Origin of the sequence: Streptomyces sp. NPDC051582, from assembly GCF_040681715.1 — a bacterium.
Classification (GTDB): Bacteria; Actinomycetota; Actinomycetes; order Streptomycetales; family Streptomycetaceae; genus Streptomyces.
In genome coordinates, this window is sequence record NZ_JBFAZJ010000013.1 from 176,893 (window position 1) to 196,554 (window position 19,662).

General features: G+C 72.3%; 18 protein-coding genes. 8 read left to right on the top strand and 10 right to left on the bottom strand.

Annotated features, from left to right (window positions below):
• Window positions 1-33 precede the first annotated feature (33 nt).
• Window positions 34-1,545: a hypothetical protein gene (locus AB0M92_RS19335; RefSeq protein WP_366103464.1), complete on the top strand. Its 1,512-nt coding sequence runs from the start codon at window positions 34-36 to the stop codon at window positions 1,543-1,545.
• A gap of 51 nt (window positions 1,546-1,596) precedes the next feature.
• Here AB0M92_RS19335 and AB0M92_RS19340 read toward each other — a convergent pair whose 3' ends face one another.
• A complete protein-coding gene (locus AB0M92_RS19340; RefSeq protein WP_366103417.1) occupies window positions 1,597-2,289 on the bottom strand; it encodes a cytochrome b/b6 domain-containing protein in 693 nt (230 codons plus the stop codon).
• Entirely contained in the window at window positions 2,273-3,061 is a 789-nt protein-coding gene (locus AB0M92_RS19345; protein ID WP_366103418.1) for a molybdopterin-dependent oxidoreductase, read from the bottom strand. The genes AB0M92_RS19340 and AB0M92_RS19345 overlap by 17 nt, the downstream gene beginning before the upstream one ends.
• A gap of 169 nt (window positions 3,062-3,230) precedes the next feature.
• Between AB0M92_RS19345 and AB0M92_RS19350 the strand changes: the two genes are divergently transcribed.
• Entirely contained in the window at window positions 3,231-4,415 is a 1,185-nt protein-coding gene (locus tag AB0M92_RS19350) for an acyltransferase (protein ID WP_366103419.1), read from the top strand.
• 22 nt (window positions 4,416-4,437) lie between these two features.
• Here AB0M92_RS19350 and AB0M92_RS19355 read toward each other — a convergent pair whose 3' ends face one another.
• Window positions 4,438-5,106 carry a DUF6445 family protein gene (locus tag AB0M92_RS19355; RefSeq protein ID WP_366103420.1) on the bottom strand — a complete coding sequence of 223 codons (669 nt, stop codon included), beginning with the start codon at window positions 5,104-5,106 and terminating at the stop codon, window positions 4,438-4,440.
• Between the two features lie 144 nt (window positions 5,107-5,250).
• Between AB0M92_RS19355 and AB0M92_RS19360 the strand changes: the two genes are divergently transcribed.
• On the top strand, window positions 5,251-5,910 hold the full coding sequence (locus AB0M92_RS19360) for a DUF2278 family protein (protein WP_366103421.1): 660 nt from the start codon (window positions 5,251-5,253) through the stop codon (window positions 5,908-5,910).
• 15 nt (window positions 5,911-5,925) lie between these two features.
• Here AB0M92_RS19360 and AB0M92_RS19365 read toward each other — a convergent pair whose 3' ends face one another.
• Window positions 5,926-6,201 (bottom strand): hypothetical protein, encoded by a 276-nt coding sequence (locus AB0M92_RS19365; RefSeq protein WP_366103422.1) that lies wholly within the window; start codon window positions 6,199-6,201, stop codon window positions 5,926-5,928.
• A gap of 129 nt (window positions 6,202-6,330) precedes the next feature.
• Window positions 6,331-6,735 carry an LPXTG cell wall anchor domain-containing protein gene (locus AB0M92_RS19370; protein ID WP_366103423.1) on the bottom strand — a complete coding sequence of 135 codons (405 nt, stop codon included), beginning with the start codon at window positions 6,733-6,735 and terminating at the stop codon, window positions 6,331-6,333.
• Window positions 6,736-6,913: 178 nt separating this feature from the next.
• Between AB0M92_RS19370 and AB0M92_RS19375 the strand changes: the two genes are divergently transcribed.
• The 3 genes from AB0M92_RS19375 to AB0M92_RS19385 are packed head-to-tail and all read left to right on the top strand — an operon-like array spanning window position 6,914 to window position 9,626.
• The gene (locus AB0M92_RS19375) at window positions 6,914-8,149 is read left to right on the top strand and encodes a sensor histidine kinase (RefSeq protein ID WP_366103425.1); all 1,236 of its coding nucleotides are present in this window, start codon (window positions 6,914-6,916) and stop codon (window positions 8,147-8,149) included.
• Window positions 8,137-8,790, top strand: a complete 654-nt coding sequence (locus AB0M92_RS19380; protein ID WP_366103426.1) for a response regulator transcription factor — start codon at window positions 8,137-8,139, stop codon at window positions 8,788-8,790. Before AB0M92_RS19375 ends, AB0M92_RS19380 begins: the two co-directional genes overlap by 13 nt.
• The gene (locus AB0M92_RS19385) at window positions 8,787-9,626 is read left to right on the top strand and encodes a hypothetical protein (protein ID WP_366103427.1); all 840 of its coding nucleotides are present in this window, start codon (window positions 8,787-8,789) and stop codon (window positions 9,624-9,626) included. The genes AB0M92_RS19380 and AB0M92_RS19385 overlap by 4 nt, the downstream gene beginning before the upstream one ends.
• Before the next feature lie 57 nt (window positions 9,627-9,683).
• Here AB0M92_RS19385 and AB0M92_RS19390 read toward each other — a convergent pair whose 3' ends face one another.
• A complete protein-coding gene (locus AB0M92_RS19390) occupies window positions 9,684-10,520 on the bottom strand; it encodes a hypothetical protein (protein WP_366103429.1) in 837 nt (278 codons plus the stop codon).
• Entirely contained in the window at window positions 10,520-11,800 is a 1,281-nt protein-coding gene (locus AB0M92_RS19395) for a VWA domain-containing protein (RefSeq protein ID WP_366103430.1), read from the bottom strand. The genes AB0M92_RS19390 and AB0M92_RS19395 overlap by 1 nt, the downstream gene beginning before the upstream one ends.
• 117 nt (window positions 11,801-11,917) lie before the next feature.
• On the opposite strand from AB0M92_RS19395, the gene AB0M92_RS19400 reads away from it, so the two are divergent.
• Window positions 11,918-12,196, top strand: coding sequence for a hypothetical protein (locus AB0M92_RS19400; protein WP_366103431.1), 279 nt, complete (start codon window positions 11,918-11,920; stop codon window positions 12,194-12,196).
• Window positions 12,197-12,217: 21 nt separating this feature from the next.
• Here the strand turns inward: AB0M92_RS19400 and AB0M92_RS19405 are convergent, their stop codons facing one another.
• Window positions 12,218-15,715, bottom strand: a complete 3,498-nt coding sequence (locus AB0M92_RS19405; protein WP_366103465.1) for a M28 family peptidase — start codon at window positions 15,713-15,715, stop codon at window positions 12,218-12,220.
• Between the two features lie 162 nt (window positions 15,716-15,877).
• Here AB0M92_RS19405 and AB0M92_RS19410 point away from each other — a divergent pair, with 162 nt between their 5' ends.
• Window positions 15,878-16,837, top strand: coding sequence for a LysR family transcriptional regulator (locus tag AB0M92_RS19410; RefSeq protein ID WP_366103432.1), 960 nt, complete (start codon window positions 15,878-15,880; stop codon window positions 16,835-16,837).
• Window positions 16,838-16,846: 9 nt separating this feature from the next.
• On the opposite strand, the gene AB0M92_RS19415 is transcribed toward AB0M92_RS19410, so the two are convergent.
• Together AB0M92_RS19415 and AB0M92_RS19420 are read right to left on the bottom strand one after the other, a co-directional pair.
• On the bottom strand, window positions 16,847-17,476 hold the full coding sequence (locus tag AB0M92_RS19415) for a TetR/AcrR family transcriptional regulator (RefSeq protein ID WP_366103433.1): 630 nt from the start codon (window positions 17,474-17,476) through the stop codon (window positions 16,847-16,849).
• A 107-nt stretch (window positions 17,477-17,583) separates the two neighbouring features.
• A complete protein-coding gene (locus AB0M92_RS19420; RefSeq protein WP_366103466.1) occupies window positions 17,584-19,647 on the bottom strand; it encodes a discoidin domain-containing protein in 2,064 nt (687 codons plus the stop codon).
• Window positions 19,648-19,662 lie beyond the last annotated feature (15 nt).

A 19,662-nucleotide genomic window follows, 5' to 3' on the forward strand; every position in this document is an offset into this window, starting at 1 on the left:
GCCGTGGTCCCCGCCCTCATCGTGTTCACCGCGATGTACGGGATCTCTCCGGCGCAGGCCGCGGAGATACCCCAGGCACCCGGTCACCGCCTGGTCGGCCATTACGACGGCGCCCCGGCGGCCGCCGTCCCGCTGCCCGGCGAGGCCCCGCCCCAGCACCCCTTCCTCGCGCCCAACGGCCGCAGCGGAATGCACTCCGACGCCGGGGGCAGTGCCACTTCCCCCTGGTCCGGGCCGCTCGGCAAGAGCCCGCACGTCAGCAGCGAGAAGATCGCGGCCCTCGGCGGCGAATGCGCCACCGCCACCTTCGACTCGGGAGGCCGGCTGGTCACGGTGTGCGGCACCTTCACGGGCTTCAAGGTCAAGCTCCTCGATCCCCGTACGCTGGCGACGCTCGCGGAACACCAGCTTCCGCAGCGTTCCTCGACGGTCGAGGCGATCACCTCCCTCGACTTCTCCAAGATCTTCAAGGACACCTCGGGCGGCGCCTACTTCTACCTGGACGACCAGGACCGGGCCGTGCTGGCCGACTCCCGCCAGCACGTCCTGCGCCTCTCGCACGCCCAGCGGCCGGACGGCAGCTGGACGTTCCGCGTGGACGACGACTGGGACCTCACCGGCCAGGTCCCGCACGACTGCGTCACCTGGACCAACCTGCGGCCCAGCGGCACCTGCGACCCCGTCACCTCCGTGATGCCCGACTGGAACGGCCGCATCTGGTGGGTCACCCGCCAGGGCCGCGTGGGCACCGTGGATCCGCGCACCGCGCAGATCCGCTCGATCCGCCTGCCGGGCGAGGAGATCCAGAACTCCTTCTCGGTCGCAGAGGACGGGGTGTCGATCGTCACCGACCACGCCCTCTACAGCTTCCGCGCCGCCGCCGACGGTACCCCCGACGTGCAGTGGCGCCAGACGTACGACCGCGGTACGGGAACCAAACCCGGATCCGTGAACCAGGGTTCGGGCACCACCCCGGACCTCTTCGGCGACGGCTACGTCGCCATCACCGACAACGCCGACGACCGGATGAACGTCCTGGTCTACCGGCGGGGGACGGACGTACCGGCGGACCGGCGGCTCATCTGCAAGGTGCCGGTGTTCGGCAGCGGCGCCTCGACCACCGACAACTCCCTGATCACCTGGGGCAACAGCATCGTCGTCGAGAACAACTACGGCTACGAGAACCTCACCAGCCTGCTGCTCGGCAAGTCGGTCGTCGGCGGGGCCAGCCGGATCGACGTCCGCGCCGACGGCAGCGGCTGCGACACCGTGTGGCAGAGCAGCGTCCGCTCGCCCTCCGTGGTCCCGAAACTGTCCACCGCGAACGGGCTGCTCTACTTCTACGAAAAGGAGCCCAACGCCTGGGGGATCGACGCCTGGTACCTGACGGCGGTGGACTTCCGCACCGGCGAGCGCCGCTGGCGGCAGCTGACCGGCACCGGGCCGCTGTACGACAACAACTGGGCGCCGATCACGCTCGGACCCGACGGCACCGCCTACGTCGGCGTCTTCAACGGCATCGTCGCCGTGCGCGACGGCGGCTGACGGCGACCGGCGCGGGGCCGGCCGACGCGAGATCCGCGGCGGCCGGTCCCCTCACTCCTCGGGCCGCCACAGCGGGTGTTCGCGCTCGGCCCAGGCACGGCCGACGGAGCCGGTACGCAGCCCCCGGCGCGCCTCGGGGTCGCCCAGGGCCTTGCCGATGTGCGCGGCGAGCACGACGGCGACGGTGAGGGCGAGCCAGTCGTGGACGAAGGTGGCCGCCGTGCGCTGGACCAGCGGGACCAGTCCGGTCCACCACATCAGCATGCCGGTGCCCGCCATCACCAGCACCGCCCCGGCCAGCCAGCCCGCGTACACCTTCTGCCCGGCGTTGAACTTCCCGGCGGGCCGCCGGGTCACCCGGTCGCGCCGCAGGGCGGCCCGCAGCCAGACCCGGTCGTGCGGCCCGAACCGGCCCAGGCGCCGAAGATCGGCGCGGAACGCCCGCGAGGCGAGCCCCAGCAGGAACGGTACGACGAGCAGCAGCCCGGACCAGACGTGGACGGTGACGACGAGGTGGCGGCGGCCGACGAGTTCCGCGAGCGCGGGCAGGTACAGACAGGCGGCGGTGGCGACGCAGAGGCACATCAGCGCGGCCGTGGAACGGTGGATCCACCGTTCGCCGCGGCTGAACCTGCGGATCCGCTCCTTGTGCCCGGTGTGCCCGGTGTGCCCGGTGTGCCCGGTGTGCCCGGTGTGCGCGGAGCGCTCGGAGTGCCGCAGCAGCGGATCAGACGGTCGGCGCATCGTCGCGTCCGTTCGACCGGCCGACCCAGGCGTCGACGTCGTACCCGAGGTCTTCCCAGTAGCCGGGCTCCACGTCCCGGGTGAGGGTGATGCCGGAGAGCCACTTCGCGGACTTGTAGAAGTACATCGGGGCCACGAACAGCCGGACGGGCCCGCCGTGCGAGTGGCTGAGCGGCTCGTCCTGCATGCGCAGCGCCACCAGGACGTCGTCCCGGCGGGCCTGGGGGAGGGTCAGGGACTCGGTGTACGTCCCGTCGAAACAGCTGAAGCGGATCGCCCGCGCCTCGGGACGCACCCCGGCCGCGTCGAGCAGCCGCGTCAGCGGAACCCCCTCGAAGGGCGTGCCGGGCACCCGCCAGCCGGTGACGCACTGGACGTCCCGTACGACCCGGGTCTGCGGAAGCGCCCGGAGCGCGTCGAGGGTGTAGGTCGCGGGGCGGTCGACCAGGCCGTCGACGGTGAGCCGGTAGTTCTCGGGGCCGCGCGCGGGGACGGAAGAGGCCACGGAGTAGTAGCGGAACCCGCCGCCGTTCGGCAGCAGGCCGGTGAGGCCGGTGGGGTCCTTGGTGGAGGCCGCGCCGAGGAAGGCTTCGAAGCCGCTCTGGAGGTACGGGGCGGCGACCAGTCCGGCGGCGCCGAGCCCGACCATGCCGAGGACCAGGCGGCGCCCGACCGGCGCGCCCCGGCCGTCGGGGTCGGGATCGAGGCCGGGATCGGGACCGGGGTCCGGTGGCGGCTGTGGCGCGGGTACGGCTGCGGGTGCTGGGCTCACAGCCCGATTCGACCACCGCCGCCGCCCCCGCACCAGGCCCGGCGGGCGTCCGTCAGACTTCCGTCACACCTTGTCCGGCGTTCAGGGGTGGCCGCCGGAGGTGCCGGTAGGGTGCCGGTTGATCAAATCTGTTCATCGGACCATCACCCAAGGAAGCGGCAGCCACGGTATGAGCGCGTCGAGAGCCATCGGACACCCCGGGCCGGGAGCCGTGCCGGGCGGCGGCGCCCGTCTGGCCGCCCTGGACGGCGTCCGGATCCTCGCCGCGCTGGCCGTCCTGTGCTACCACTACCTGGCGCTCGACAGCGGCTGGGGAGAACCGGCCGCCTCCGTCTTCCCCGTCGCGAGCGCCTGCGCCGCCTACGGCTGGCTGGGCGTCGAGATCTTCTTCGTCGTCAGCGGGTTCGTCATCTGCATGAGCGCCTGGGACCGCGGTGTGGGCGAGTTCGCCGCCTCCCGCATCTCCCGCCTCTTCCCGGCCTACTGGGCGGCCGTCCTCTTCACGGCCGGGATCCTGTTCGCCTGGCCGGAGGTGCGCGGGGTCAAGGCGTTCAGCGACGTCGTGGTGAACCTGTCGATGCTCCAGGGCGGCATGAAGGTGCCGCACATCGACGACGCGTACTGGACCCTCTTCGTCGAGCTGAAGTTCTACGCCCTGTTCGCGCTGGTCGTCGTGCGTGGCGTCACCTACCGCAACTGCGTGTTCTTCTGCACCGTCTGGACCGTCGCCGGCGTGGTGGCGCCCACCGCCGACAGCGGAGTGCTGTCCTTCTTCGCGATCCCGACCTTCTCGCCGTACTTCATCGCGGGGATCGCCTTCCACCTCATGCGCCGCTTCGGGCCCAACGCCGTCCTGTGGGGCATCGCCGGCCTCCAGTTCGTCCTCGCGCAGAGCTACGTCCAGGGCCGCATGATCAGCAACCTGGGGCGCGGCGTCGCGGCGCACACGCCGGTCTGGCCGGCCCACGTCGTCATAGCCTGCGGGTTCCTCGTCATGGCGGGGATCGCCCTCGGGGCCTTCGACCGCGTCCGGTGGCGCTGGCTGGGGCACGCGGGAGCGCTCACCTATCCGCTGTACCTGATCCACATGATGGCCGGGCTGACGTTCATCCACCACTTCCGCCACGACGTGCGGCCCGTCCCCCTCGTCCTGGGCGTGACCGCGTTCATGGTGGTGCTCGCCTGGCTCGTCCACCGGCTGATAGAGCGGCCCCTGGGCCGCCGGCTGCGCACCGGGCTGCGGCGCGCCGCGCACGACATCCGCCGGATGTCCGCGCAGCCGACGGTGGTCCCCGCGGTCCCGGCCCAGGCGCCGGCGCCCGAGGCGGAGCGCGTCCGTACGATCCGCCGCTGACCGCCCGCCCGGGCGCTCGGGTCTACGCCTTCCAGAAGAAGACGGCCGTCATCCGCTTCTCCTCCAGGGTGTGGCCCCAGTAGCCGGTGGCGCTGTGGATCAGGTTCGCGGAGTAGAGGAGCAGGCGGTTGGCGCGGTGGGGGACCCGTACGTCCTCGGTGAAGGAATCCGGGGAGACGAAACGGGTGCCCAGCGCGTCGACCAGGTTGTTGTGCGGCGCGATCACCTGATTGCCGCCCAGGGCGCCGCCGGGCAGGCTCTGCCGGTAGAAACTGGTCCCGCAGTCCTTCGGCACCTTCGGGTTGAGGTAGAGCACGGCGGCGTAGCGGCACAGGCTCCGTGAGTCGGTGTGCGGGCGTGACTCGGACTCGCCCTCGCCGACGACCTGAACACAGTTGTGGTTGAACGTGCCGCCGCCCGCGGGCCGTTCGGCCCAGATCTTCGGCGCGCCGGTCGACTTGCGCACCAGCCGTTCCACCAGGGCCAGTTCATCGGGTTCCAGACCCGGCATCGCGCGCAGCCCCGGCCAGCTCTCGGGCTTGTGGGGGTAGCCCTCGGTCCAGTCGTCCTTGGCCAGGCAGCGCTCCCGTACGGCGTCCGGATCCGGCAGTACGTCGTCCAGTACCCAGTAGTCGCGCCCGCGGGTCGGCCTGCGGTACGGGAGGACCGGGAGGGGAGGAGGTAGGGGCATGGCAGGGACGGTAGCCACCGGGGCCGCCGGGGCTCGCTCCGGAAGGAGTCAACGTTCCGTCAAGTGTTGACCATGGCACGGGAGATCGCCGGGACACGCCCGCGGGCGCCCGCCACCGGGCGGTCCGGGTGGTTCACTGGCGGGATGCCGCTCGAAAACTACGGAGTGCTGTCCGGAACCCTGCACCGCCACTTCCGCGACCGTCCCGATGACCAGGGCCGCTGGTTCCACGTCCACCTGGAGGTGGACGCGCCCGCCGGGCGCTACGAATGCGCCATCGACGTGGACAGCAAGCACTCCGCGATCGGGGTGCAGTGGAAGGTCTTCACCCTGCACGCCTCGGTGCTCGACCCCGTCGCCTCGCCCACGCCCGGGTACCACGACCTCGCCCGGACCTCCGGATCCGGTGCGCTCGACTACCTGCGGCACCCGGCCCTCGCCGACCGCCCCGGCTGTCTCCTCGGCGGCCACCCGCCGCGGTGGTTCCAGCGGATCCTGGACCGGCTGAACCCGCCCCGGCCCTGGATCTCGGGTTCGTACCTGGAGGCCTCGGCGGCGCTGGAGCCCATCCTCGTCGTGGGCCGGCCGGTCCTGGTCTTCGGAGAGCCCTTCGACGAGGGACTCGGAATGCACAACGTCCACCAGAACCAGGGTGATCCGTACGGCAGCCAGTGGTGGCCGGACAACGGCATCTGGCAGGACGGGGCCACGCTGACCCGCCGCCCGGACGGTCTCTTCGACGTGTTCGTCTCCCGGTTCTCCACCCAGAAGGATCCGACCGACGACGACGGCCACCCGCTCTGACCTGCGGCGGGCGCGCTAGTGCGCCGCGCGGCAGGCCCCGGACGCGACGTCCGCGGAGATGCCGACAGCCTGGAGGCTCGCGGCGCAGCTGGTCTGGTTGCCGATCTGACCCTCGTAGCAGGCCTGCCCCACTCCGTCCGTGATCTGCTTGCCGTGCTGGACGACGTACTGCTCGCACTGCTGGATGCTGGTGGGGGCGGCCGCGCCGACGGCCGGGGCGGCGAAGAACGCGCCGCCGACGGCGAGGACGAAACCGGCGAGGACACTGGGGACACGGGCCGACGGACGCATGCGGACGCACCTGCTCTCGGGGTCGGTCACGCGGCCCGCCGGTGCGCCGGACCACGGGCGGGGCGGGGGCGGCGCGGGCCGTTCGGGGAACGGCCGGCGCGGCGCGTCGCTCGCCCCGCTCTTTCGACGCTAGAACACCGGGCGGCGGGCCGCCACCGCCGCGCAGACCGCCGCCAGGGGCAGTTCCGCGCACACCGCCAGGGCCACCGCCGTCGCCCGGGCGCTGCCCGGAGCGGCGGTGATCACGTCGAACCAGGCGTCCGTCAGCAGCAGCGCGGCCGTCGCCGCGGCCAGGGACGCGGCGCGCGGATCGTGGCGCCCCAGCAGCAGACCCGTACCGCCCAGTCCGGCGGCGAGCATGGCGTCCAGCCCGATCCAGGCCGTCGACCAGTTGGAGACCTCCGCGGTCTGCGGCAGCGTCTTCGCCAGCACCACCATCCACGGCAGCAGCGCCACCCCCGCGCCGGTGAGCAGCGTGGCCAGGCGGGGCCGGGGGATGCGGCGGGTCCGGAAGCGCGGGGCGACGAGGGTCATGGTGGAGGAGCTCCTTCCGGCCCCGGTGGTCCGTCCTCCGGGTACGAAGATCACTCTGGTCGTGCGGGGGAGCGGAAGCAGTAGCGGCACCGTCCGAACCGGGGGTGGCACTGGCTACACCCCCGACCGGGCACCAGGGTGATGGAGCGGCTCTGATCAGTGCGATTACCGTACGGGCATGGGACTTTCCGGAGCGCTGCGGCGTGCCACACGCTGGACCGCCGACCATGCCCCCTGGTCGGCATGGGCCTGGCGGACCACCGCGTTCACCGCCGCCGCGATCCCGATGGCCCTGCCGGCCGCGGCCGCGCTCGTGTTCTTCAAGGCCGCCCCGCTCGTGCTGCTCGTGTCACTGGTCCTGACCCCGTTGCTCACCCGGCTCCAGCGCAGCCGCTTCCGCGAGCTGCTGGAGCGGGAGATCCCGGCCGTCGCGCACGGAGACCGGCCGCTGCGCCCGCGGGCGCTGCTCGAACGGCTGCGCTCGGAGTCGACCTGGCGGCAGTACGGCTACCACCTCCTGGTCAGCCCGCTCGCGGGGATCGCCGGAGCACTGATCGTCCTGGCCTGGGCGTGCGGATTCGCCGGGGCCGGCGTGTACGGATGGTCGTGGCTGCTGCCCGTCGAGTACCGCGGCGCCGACTGGACCTGGCGCTACGACTCCGTCACCGTGCTCGGCGCCCTGCTGCTGCTCGCCACCCCCTGGCTCGCCGCTGCCCTGGCCCGGCTCGACTCCTTCGCCGCGGCCGCGCTCCTCGGACCCAGCCGGGCCAAGGAGTTGGAACGCCGCGTCGAGGACCTGGCCGAGAGCCGGGCCGACGTCCTGGACGCGGCCGACCTCGAACGCCGCCGGATCGAACGCGACTTGCACGACGGCGCCCAGCAGCGGCTGGTCGCCCTCGCCATGAACCTCGGCATCGCCCGCGCCACGCTCACCGATCTGCCGCCCGAGGTCAAGGCCGTGATCGACGAGGCCCACCGCGAGGCCAAGGAGGCCATCGAGGAGCTCAACAACCTCGTGCGCGGCCTGCATCCGGCGGTCCTGGAGGACCGGGGGCTCGACGCGGCGCTCTCCGGCATCGCGGCCCGGGCGCCCCTGCCCGTCGAACTGGCCGTGGAGCTGGAGCGCCGGCCCGGCCCCACCGTCGAGGCCGTCGCCTACTTCGTCGTCTCCGAGGCGCTCGCCAACGTCGCCAAGCACGCCAGGGCCTCGCGCTGCCGCGTGGAAGCCCGCCGGGACGGCGACCTGCTGCGCGTCACCGTCACCGACGACGGGGTGGGCGGCGCGGACGCGGCCCGCGGCACCGGACTGGTGGGCCTGCGCAAACGCGTAGGGTCGGTCGACGGAACCATTGTGATCAACAGCCCCCTCGGGGGCCCGACCGTCGTGACTGTGGAGCTGCCGTGCGGGCTGTGATCGCCGAGGACTCGGTGCTGCTGCGAATAGGACTGGTCAAGGTCCTCGAAATGGCCGGGTTCGAGGTGGCGGCGGAGACCGGGGACGCCGAAGCCCTGCTCGCCGCCGTCGCCGAGCACGAACCCGACCTCGCCCTGGTCGACGTCCGCATGCCGCCCGGATTCACGGACGAGGGCGTCCGGGCCGCCCTGATGATCCGCAGGCAGTGGCCCGGCACCTCGGTCCTGCTGCTCTCGCAGTACGTGGAGGAGCGCTACGCCGCCGACCTGCTGGCCTCTCAGGCCGGGGGCATCGGGTACCTGCTCAAGCAGCGGGTCGCCGACGTCGAGGAGTTCATCGACGCCGTCCGGCGGGTCGCCGCGGGGGGTACCGCCCTCGACCCGCAGGTCGTCTCGCAGCTGCTGCTGCGCCGGGGCGGCGGCATCGATCCGCTGGAGCGCCTCACGCCGCGCGAGCGGGAGGTGCTCGCGCTGATGGCCGAGGGGCGCTCCAACGCGGGGATCGCGGCGCAGCTCGTGGTCAGCGAGAGCGCCGTCGCCAAGCACATCAACAACATCCTCGCCAAGCTGGACCTGCCGCAGGCGGACGGCGACCACCGGCGGGTGCTCGCGGTCCTGCGCTTCCTGGACGGCAGTTCGTGAGCGGCGGCGCCGGTGGTGGCGGAGGTGGCGGTGGTGGCGGTGGCGGGGGCAGCGCCCGGCGCCCCCGGCGCACGGCCTGGATCGTGGTCGCCGTCCTGAGCGCCGTGCTCGTCGTCGCCCCCGCCGCCTGGCAGGTCTGGTCGTACGCCTCCACCGAGAGCGGGACGCTGAGCGGCGGCAGCGGCGAACGGCCGGTGACCGCCGTGGAGATCGACGCGGGCGGCGCCGATGTGCGCGTCACCCCCCGCTCCGACGGGCGGGTGGTCTACGAGGCCCGGGCGCGCTGGTCGGCGGGGGCCGCGACGATCGACGAGAGCTGGCTCGGCGACACCCTGAAACTGACCCCGCGCTGCCCGGCGGTCGCGGCTCTCGTGGAATCCGGCATCGGCTGTTCGGTCGACCTGGGCGTCACCGTGCCCGCCGGGATCCCGGTGAAGGTGACGGCGGGCTCCGGCACGGTGGTGATCAGCGGGCTCGGCGGCGCCGTCGACGCCGAAGTCGGAGCCGGGACGCTGCGGCTGAGCGCGCTGCGCGGGCCGCTGCGGGCGGGCGTCGGCGCGGGCTCGCTCGAAGCCTCGGGGCTCAGCTCGCCGCAGGCGGAGATCCGGGCCGGGACGGGTTCGGCCGTCGTCCGCTTCGCCGCGCCGCCGCAGCGGGTCACCGCCCGGGCGGGCGCCGGCCGGCTCCGGCTCAGCGTGCCCGGGGCCACCCGGTTCCGGGTCACGGCCCGGGCCGGGGCGGGGCGTTGTGACGTCGCGCCGGGGATGGACGACCCCGCCGCACCGGCCCGCCTGGACATCTCGGCGGACTCGGGCCGCGCGGAGGCGGGCTACTGAGGGGCGCGGGACCGCCCGGCCGGCGGCCACGGCGGGGTGCCGTGGCCGCCGGGGCGGTCAGCTCCGGGGCGGGACCCCGGAGGGGCGGCCCCTGCCTCGGGTGAGGGAGTATCCGAAGATGCCGGCGAGGGCGCCGAGGATCCCGCCCGCCGCCGTCCAGATCCAGCGGTCGGACCACCGGCCGCCGGACCAGCCGTCGGCCGGCTCGCCGACCGCGGCCGGCTGCGCCGAACTCCCGGACCCCGCCTGGGCGGCCTTGCCGATGCCGGGTACGAGCGGCTTCGCGAGGGCGCCGTCCACCGCGAAGGCGCCCCCCGTGTCCCGGGTGGAGGCCTCTACCTCGGCCCGTACGGGGAGACCGAGGTCCTCCTGCACCACGCCGACGACCGTCAAGCGGACGTAGTAGCTGCCGGGCAGCGGGTCGTTGGCCCAGGGCTCCGCACCCGGGCGCACGGTGCGCAGGGTGCAGGAGAGGTCGACCGAGGCGGCCTCCTTGGCCGCCGCCGCCGTTTGCGTGCCGTAGGTACAGGCCTGGCGGCGGCGCAGGCCGTCGTAGACGTCCAGCTGCCAGGTCGAGGCGCCGTGCCGGTTCGCCGCCGGGGGCAGCTTCACCGTGGCCTTGACCGTGGCCCGCTGCCCCGAGTCCAGCGGGAGCACCCAGTACAGGTAGTCACCCGTGGACGCGTCGGCCGTGGCCCGCTGGCCCGGCCGGATCGCCGTGGCGGTCCGGAAGGCCGTGCCCGCCTCGGTCGGCCCGGAGTCCTTGCCGCCGGGGCTCGCGCTCGCGCTCGTACTCGCGCTCGCCGAAGGGGTGTCCGCGAGGGCGGCGCCCGCCGCGGCGAGCACCCCGCCCGCGGCGAGGGCGGCGGCGGTCAGTATGCGTACGGTACGCATCAGTTGGTCCTCCAGACCGAGATACGCCAGCGGGAGATCCAGCCCCACAGCAGACCGGCGACGAGACCGGCGAGGACCAGCACGCCGATCAGCCACCAGCCGCGGCCGAGACCGAACGCCGCCGCGTCGGAGGCGTCGTCGGGGCCGTCCACCACGTCGATGGTGAGTTCGACGGGCAGGCCCGGCGCGGTCTTCACCGAGGCGGGAGCCGAGAAGGAGTTGCTGACCTGGAGGCAGACCGTCTCCACCGCGGCCTTCCCGTCGCCGTCCTCGTCGGAGTCGTCCACCTCGGCCTTCGGGTAGCGCAGACCGGTCGAGATCATGTCGGTGCGTCCGTCGCCCGCCTCCGAGCCCCGGACGATCTCGCGGCCGTGGACGGTCGTCGCCCGCAGCATGACCCCGTAGTCGTTGTTGACGGCCCGGTCGGCCGCGACGCTGACCGAAGCGCGCAGCTCCTGGCCGGGCTTGACGTCGACCCGGTACCAGCGGTGCTCGCCGAAGGTCTCGCGGTCCGTGTAGAGGCCCGCGCCGAGCTGCGGGGCTCCGGCGCACTGCTTGGCGCCCTCGGTGGCCACCGGGGTGACGACCGGGGTCGCCGCCCGGTCCACCAACTGCTTCACGCGGCCCGAGAGTTCGGCGGTGTGCTGCACCGAGGTGTACGTGCCGCCGGTGGCCTCGGCGATGCAGATCAGCTGGTTGCGCGTCTTGGCGTCGGGGACGAGCCCGAGCGTGTCGATGACGAGGTGGATGCCCTGCGCCGCGATGTCGCGGGCCACCTCGCAGGGGTCGAGCGGGGCGCAGGTGTCCTCGCCGTCGGTGATGAGCACGATCCGCCGGGTGGCGTCGCCGCCCTTGAGGTCATCGGCCGCGCCCAGCAGGGCCGGCCCGATCGGCGTCCAGCCGGTGGGGGCCAGGGTGGCCACCGCCGTCTTCGCCTCGGTCCGGTCCAGCTTGCCGACCGGGTAGAGCTGCTTGGTGTCCTTGCAGCCGAGCTGCCGGTCATCACCGGGATAGGTGGCCCCGAGGGTCCGTATCCCGAGCCGCACCTCGTCCGGCGTGGCGTCCAGCACCTCGTTGAACGCCTGCTTCGCCGCGGCCATCCGCGACTTTCCGTCGATGTCGGTCGCCCGCATCGAGCCGCTCACGTCGAGGACCAGCTCGACCTTGGGGGACTCCTTCGCCACCGGTTCACCGGCGGCGGCATTCGCCGGGAAGAGCCCGACCGCCAAAGTGGCCAACAGGCCGCAGGCCCCGGCCGCCACCCATTTTCTTGTGATCATCGCCGGATCGTATTGAGGATCCGCCCCGAGACCAAAACGCTCCCGACCTGCCGTCCCCGGCGGGCGCGGCTACGCTGGACGGGGGCCGGTCCGCAGTGCCCCGACGGAGGCGATCCCATGAGACGACGCCATCACTTCCACATCGATCATGCCGGGCACTCCGTCAGCGCCACCGTCGAGACCGGCCACCGCGTCGACGTGGAGATCCTGGTCGACGGCAAGGAGACCGGGCACGGCACCACGCACCACGACCGGCCCGTCACCGTGCAGGTGGAACTCCCGACCGATCCGCCGACCCCGGTGTCCGTTCGGGCGACTCCCGGTCCCGGCCTCCCGCGCTGCGTCCTGGAGGCCCCGGACGCGGTGTCCCAGGTGATGTCCCCGCGCCGTTACTGACGCGGGGACACCGGGCGGGGGTCAGCTCGCCTGGAGGGTGACGTCGTCCACGACGAAGGAGGTCTGGAGGGACTGGTCCTCCACGCCCTGGAACTTCAGGGTGACGGTCTGGCCGGCGAACCGGGACACGTCGTAGCTCTTGAGCACGTAGCCCGGGGCCGCGTCCACGTTGGACAGGGTCTCCAGGGTCTGGCCGCCCACCGAGACGGTGAACCGGTCGTAGACCACGCTCTCGTCCTCGTCGGTGTCGATGTGGAGGTAGAAGGAGAGCCGGGCCGTGGCACAGCCGGCCGGGAGTGCCAGCGACTGCGAGGCGCTGTCGGTGTGGGAGGTGCCGTACCCGGTCAGCCACGCCATGTACGAGCCGCTGTGCGAGACCTGGCCGGACTGGTTGGTGACGACCCCGGCGGTGGCGGTCCACGGGCTGCTGCCGCTCTCGAAGCCGCCGTTGACCACGACCTGCTTCGGGGTGCAGGTACCCCCGCCGCCGACGGTCAGGGTGTAGGTGGTGCTGTGGGCGACCGTGCCGGTGCCGGTGACGGTCAGGGTGTACGTGCCCGCCGTGGTGGTCGCGCCGACCTGCACGGTGAGCGTCGAGGAGCCGCCGGACTGCACGGAGGCCGGGCTGAGCGTCGCGGTCACCCCGGACGGGGCGCCGGAGACCGACAGGGCGAGCGTCTGCGGGCTCCCGCTCACGGTGGTGGTGTTCACCGTGGAGGTGACACTGGTGCCCGGAGCGGCGGAGCCGGCGGACGGGGAGGTGTTGATCGAGAAGTCCTGCGCCGGGGTGTCGCCGCCGACGGCCTGCTTCCAGATCGCGTAGGCGACGCCGTCGGCGCTGCGGTCCAGCACCGTCGCGTTGATGTTGTTCGTCGTGTCACAGGAGCTGTGGTAGCAGGAGTCGTACGCCGCGTTCGCGGTGCCGCCCCACTTCGTGGCCTGCGCCGAGGTCTTGCGGGCGCTGGCGCCGGCGGCGTAGCCGGAGGTGGGGATGCCGCCCTGCTGGAAGGAGTAGTCGTCACTGCGGCCCTGGCCCTCGGTGTTCTCTTCGGGGGCGAGGTTCAGCGAGGCCCAGTACGCCTTCAGCGGCGCGGCCGTGGTCGAGTTGAGGTTGTTGATGAAGTAGCCGCCGTTGGGCGAGCCGACCATGTCGAAGTTGTAGTAGCCCTTGATGGCGCTCTTCTCGGCGCTGCTGAGCCGGCCCACGTAGAACTCCGAGCCGTTCAGGCCCTGCTCCTCGTCGGTCCACCAGGCGAAGCGCACGTGCTTGGTCAGGGTGGGGTTCTTCTGCGCGAGGACGAGGGCGTTCTCCAGCAGGGTCGCGGAGCCCGAGCCGTTGTCGTTGATGCCCGGGCCCGCCGAGACGCTGTCGAGGTGGGCGCCGAACATGACGGTCTGGTCGGCGGGCCCGCCCGGCCAGTCCGCGATCAGGTTGTTGGACGGGTACGTGCAGGAGGTGCAGCTCTGCTCGGTGACGGTGAAGCCGGCCGCCTGCAGCTTGCCCTTGATGTACGCGACGGACTGGGTGTAACCGGCGCTGCCCGCCCGGCGGTTGCCGCCGTTCTGCGAGGCGATCGTGTTCAGCTGGGTCAAGTGCGCCTGCACGTTCGCCACGTTGATGTTCGGCGGGTCGCTTCCGGGCTGGGTGCTGCCGACGTTCAGCGCGTAGTCGACGGTGTGCGCGAGGCTCGGGCCCTGGCCCTTGACCGTGATCGTGGAGGCCCCGGGCGCCGCGTTGGCCGTGGCGGACAGGGTCAGCGTCGAGGACTGGCCGGACTGCACGGTGGCCGGGTTGAAGGAGGCGCTCACCCCGGACGGCAGATTGGTGGCCGTGAGGGTCACCTGCTGCGCCTGGCCGGTGGTGGTGCTGGTGGTCACGGACGTCGTGACCGAAGCGCCCTGCTGGACGGTGCCCGCGGAGGGGTTCAGCGCCATCGAGAAGTCGTCGTTCTGCCCGCTCGGGGTACAGGTCGGGTCGCCGGACTGGGCGGGCACGCTGATCGCGTCCCAGGCGGCCTTGGTCCGGGTGAACAGGTTGCAGGTGGCCGGGTCGAGGGACTTGGCGGAGCTGAGGGTCGCCGTCCGGTACTTCTTGTAGGACATGCTGCTGGTCTTCAGCAGCATGCCGCCGTAGAAGATCTTGCCGGCGGTCTGCACGCCCACGCCGGTGACCGTGGACTGGTTGCAGGTGGGGCTGGTGGGCTTGCCGCCGCCCGGGTTGCTGCCCTCGGCCAGCAGGTAGAACCAGTGGTTCAGGGGACCCGCGGCCGCGTGCACCTCGGTGCCGGGTATCGCGGAGCTGTAGCAGTTCGGGTCGTTGTCGACGGCCGACGGGTTGTACATGTTACGGATCGGACCGCTGCCCGTCAGGTTGATCATCTCGCCGACGGTGTAGTCGGGGGTGTCGTACGGGGCCGGCTCGTTGGCGTAGGCCTCGGTCAGCGCGCCGAAGATGTCGCCGGTGCCCTCGCCGAGCCCGGACTCCTGGCCGCTGGTGCCGCCGGGGGTGTTGGAGTCGATGGCGTGCCCGTACTCGTGGCCCACCACGTCGATCCCGGCGATCCACTCGTTGGCGCTGTTGTGCCCGATGGTGACCGAGCTGCCGTCCCAGTACGCGTTCAGGTCGCCGAGGCCCACCTTGCCGGGGAAGCTGCGGCCGTTGCCGCTGACGCCGTTGCGGCCCAGCCACTGGCCCAGCATGTCCCACTGCTTCTGCGCGGCGAACATCAGGTCCGTGCAGCCGGTTTCCTTGGACGTCGCGTTGCCCGTGCCCCAGGAGTCCGAGGACTTCGTGAACACGCTGCCGTTGCCGTAGTCGGCGCAGCTCAGACCGGGCCGGTTCGGGTCGCGCAGCGAGTACGAACCGCCCGAGGCCGTGGTGTCGATGCTGAGCGGGTTCGGGCCGTTCCACTTGCTGGTGCCGCTGCCGGCGACGACCTCGTCGTGGCGGTCGACGACCTTGCCGGTCCGGGCGTCCACGAAGACGTGCAGCTTGCTGGGCGCCGTTTTGGTGCTGCCGGAGAGGACGGTCTCCCAGGCGAGCACCTGCTTGTCGTCCTTGATCTTGACGACGAGCCGGCTGTCGAGCACCTTGTCGACCTTGGCCAGCTCCGCGCGCGAGACCGTCTCCGCCGCCTTCGCGCTGACGGAGGGGGTGGTCGCCACGTCGATCGCGGTGGCGGAGGCCGACTGGACGGCGCGTACCCGCCCCTCGCCGTCGGCGAGGACGACCGCGTCGCCGCCGACGACCGGCAGGCCGCGGTAGCTGCGCTCGTAGGAGACGGAGTACAGGTCCTGCACCCAGGGGGTGACCAGGCGCCGGTCGTACTGCTGCTGGGCCGAGTTGACCAGGGTGTCGAGGCCGCTGCGGACCGCCGCGTCGGCGGCGGCGACCGCGCGCTCGGCGGACCTGGCCTGCGGGGAGGGCGCGGGCGGCTGGGCCTGTGGTGCGGCGGACGCGGCGGTGGCCAGCGTGCCGGCGAGGCCCGCCGTCAGCGCCAGGGCCGCCACGGAGGCCATCCATCTGGTGGGCTGCAAGAGTCCACTCCGATCGTGTGTGGGGGGTAATGCGGGTGGGTGTTGGCGCCGAGTATGGGCGTGGACATGGCGAGATTGGGACATCCCTGCGCCCATAAGGTCCGCGTTATGGTGTCGTGGGGTCACGCTGCGTAAGCTGCCCGGATGCAGCTGGAGTTGAGGCATCTGCAAGCCGTGTGCCAGATAGCGGAGTCAGGCAGTCTGGGGGGTGCGGCCCGGCGGCTGGGCGTCTCCCAGCCCGCGCTCTCGGCCCAGCTGCGCAGGATCGAGAGGGTCACGGGCGGCGAGCTCTTCGTCCGCGGCCGCAGCGGCGTCGAGCCCACCCCGCTGGGCCAGTTCGTGCTGACCAAGGCGCGCCGCGTGCTCACCGAGATGGAGAGCCTCGGCGCCGAGAGCCGCGCGATGGCGACCGACGCGCCCCTGCGGCTCGGCTGCATCCTGCTCGTCCTCATCGACGGACTGCTCGCCCGGACGGACCTCGTCCTGTCCGGGCGGGAGATCACCGTGGACGTGGAGCACTCCGTGACCGCGCTCGTACGGATGCTCGGCGCGGGACGGTACGACGTCATCGTCTACGGCGAGGTCAACGACCACGAGGTCGCGCTGCCCCAGGGCGCCCTGGCGCGGACCCTGGTGCCCAAGGAGCCCTTCTGCATCCGGATGTCCACGGGGCATCCGCTGGCGGGACGGGAGGTCCTCGACCTCGCCGAGCTGGCCGGCGAGCAGTGGATGACCCTGGTCGAGGACGACGACGGCGGCCCCGAGGCACTGGTCGAGGCCTGCGCGAAGGCCGGCTTCGCCCCCTCCCTGCGCCACCGGATCACCGACCGCCAGATGCGCCACGACCTGGTGGCTGCCGGCCGCGCCATCTCCCTGACCCAGCCCACGGCCCCCGCGGTGGAGGGCACGGTGATGCGCCCGCTGCTCGGCACCCCGATCACGGGCCGCATCCGGCTGGCCTGGAACCGCTCGGCGGTCTCCGCCGGACAGGCGGACTCCCTCTACCGCGCGGCGGCCGGCGCGTACCTGGCCAACGTGGACAACAACCCCTTCCACCGCGCCTGGTGGGACGCCCACCCGGAGGCCCATCCGGTCCTCGGGTGAGCCCGGACCTCAGGGGTGCACCGGGCCCGGAGGCGTCCGCAGCGGCGCTTCGTGGACGAGACCGGCCACGTGGTCGGACACCATGTCGAGGATCGCCGCCGCCGCGGCCGTGTCGCCGAGCACGAGGAAGTTCAGGGTCAGCCCGTCCGTCATGGCCGCCAGATAGCGGGCCAGCACGGGGACGGGGACGCGCAGTCCGCTCTCCGTGCGGAGACAGACCTCTTCGAGCAGCTCCGCGTAGGTCGCGCAGTACAGCTCGTGCTGGCGCCGCGCCAGGTGCTCGAACCCGGGCTCGCGCAGGGCGTACTGGGTGAGTTCGTACGTGAGCATGTGCTCGGCGGGGTGGGTCCGCACGTGGTCCCAGTAGGCCTGGAAGCCGGCCCGCACGGTCTCGCGGAGGGTGGTGCGCGGCCGGATCGCCTCTTCTACCACGGTCAGATAGTGCTCGGTGATCGTCTCGATGACCGATTCGAGCAGCGCCTGCTTGGAATCGAAGCAGTAGTGGAAGACGCTCAGCGACACGCCCGCCTCGGCGGCGATCGACCGGGTCGTCGTCCTGGGGACCCCGTCGCGGGCCATCGCGCGGATCGCGGCCTCGGTGAGCTGCCTGCGCCGCTGCGCCAGCGGCATCCGTGCCATGCGGAATCGGTTCCCTTCGTGCGGGGGAGGTACGGCCGAGGCCGGGGCCGGAGGGATCGGGCGAGCCGATCCTCCCGGCCCCGGCCTGCGGGAGCCGCTGCGGGCCGTCAGCTGCTGTAGACGCCGACTTCGTGCAGGGAGTAGCCCCACTGCGTGCCGCGACCCACGCCGTGGACGCGTACGTACCGGGCCGGGACGCCGGCGAACTGCGCCGTGTCCAGGCCGCCGTCACCGGTGGTCGTGGACCACACGGTCTGCCAGTTCACGTCGTCCGCCGAGACCTCGATCCGGTACGACTTGCCGTACGCGCGCTCCCAGTCGAGGGTGACGCGCTTGACGGTCGCGGGGGAGCCGAGGTCGATGCGCAGCCACTGGTCGTCGCTCCAGTCGCTCGCCCAGCGGGAGCCCTTGTCACCGTCGACGGCCTTGCCGGGCGCGTAGCTGACGAACGGGTTCCACTCCGCGGAGCTGGCCGCGGCGGGAGCGTTCGCGGCGAGGTTGACGCCCGCCTTGTGCTGCTCGGACGCCCCCCAGGTGTGCAGGTAGGACTCGGCGCCCTTGAAGAGGTCGTCCACGACGCCCTGTCCGCCGACGAGCCGGATGTCCTCGATCCAGTCGGGGACCAGACCGTAGTGCGCGGCGCCGTCGGTGTTGAGGTCCCAGGTGCGCTGCCCCGTGGTCTGCTTGTCGATGACGGAGCCGCCGTCGGTGCTGCGGAAGGGGTACTTCACCGGGTTCGGGGTGTCGGCGCCGCGCGGACCCGGCCAGCCGCCGACCCCGTTCATGTCGGTGCCGTACCCGTAACCCACGTTGTACTTGTCGCGCAGCGCGTCGGTGCGCGCGGCCTCCGCGCTGAAGCCCTCGGCGCCGTTCATGTACTGCGCGGCGAACCCGCCCAGCTTGTAGAGGCGTTCGGTCCAGCCCAGGTCCATCCAGCTGTGCGAGGAGATCACGCCGGGGTAGGACTCGGATTCGAGGATGTCGAAGGCCCGGCCCGCCGCCTTGACGCTCATGTGGTCGACTTCGAGCATCATCTTGCGTTTCATCATGCCGCGCACGGCGTACTCACCGAGGTCGGTGAGACCGCGGGAATTGCACTGCGCGTCGGCCGCGTACGAGGGGACCGCCACCCCGGCCGGCAGCTCCTTCTGCGCCCCTGGTGCGGGCGCCAGGCCGATCGGGTTGTCGTGCTGCGGGCCGGTGCACTGCTCGGTCTTCCAGAAGGTGCCGGTGGACAGGAACTGTCCGACGTTGATCGCCGTTCCCAGCGCACCCTCGTCGAAGCGGACCCCGCACAGGGCGTTGTCGAACTTGTGGCAGAGGAACATGCTGCGCACGCCGAGGCGGTACAGCTCGTCGAGGCCGCGGTCGATGTCCTGCTTGCTGCACTGGGAGACGTCCAGGATCTGCTTGCAGCCGAACGGCTCGGAGGTCTCGACGCCGAGCACCACGGCCAGCTTGCCCTGCTGGATGACGTCGCGGGCCTGCGCGGAGTCGGTGACGATCCGGAACCAGCCCTTGCCCGGGCCGCCGTACATCTTGTCGATGAAGGCCTGCATGTCGTAGGTCTTCTGCGCCTCCAGGCGGATGGCGGTCATCTCGTCGCAGCTGCGGTCCTTGAAGAAGTAGACCGAGCAGATCACCCCGTTGGTGACGAGGTCGTTGACGAGGACGCGCTGGCCGCCGCGCCAGGCGCGCTCGATCCAGGCGTAGTAGTTCTGCTGGTGGGTCAGCGAGTCGTGGGCGGGCCAGTCCTTGAACGTCGGCCAGCCGTTGGGGTCGTGCTTGCCGTCCCCGCCCTTGGTGATGAAGTCGAAGATCGCGAGGGAGCCGTCGGGGTAGTGCTCGGGGCAGTCCTTGAGGGCGTCGGCCACGCCCTGGTCGGAGAAGGCCTTGCCGCAGATGAGCCGGCCGCCGAAGCCCTCGTTGGACATGATGTGGTCGTGGGCGTCGACGAAGCCCCGGACCTGTCCCTTGGCGTCGGTGCCCTTGAACGGCTCGCCCGTGACGTTGATCTGGGAGTCGGGCGCGGGCCGCGCGGTGGGGTTCCACCAGCCGGCATCGCCCTCGGCGGCCGCGCCGGGCGCGGGGCCGAGGGCCATGGCCACCATGGCCAGGAGAAGGGCGAGCAGCGCGAGGGGCCTGCGCCTTCGGTGCGGGACTCGGGTCATGGTCATCACTCACGT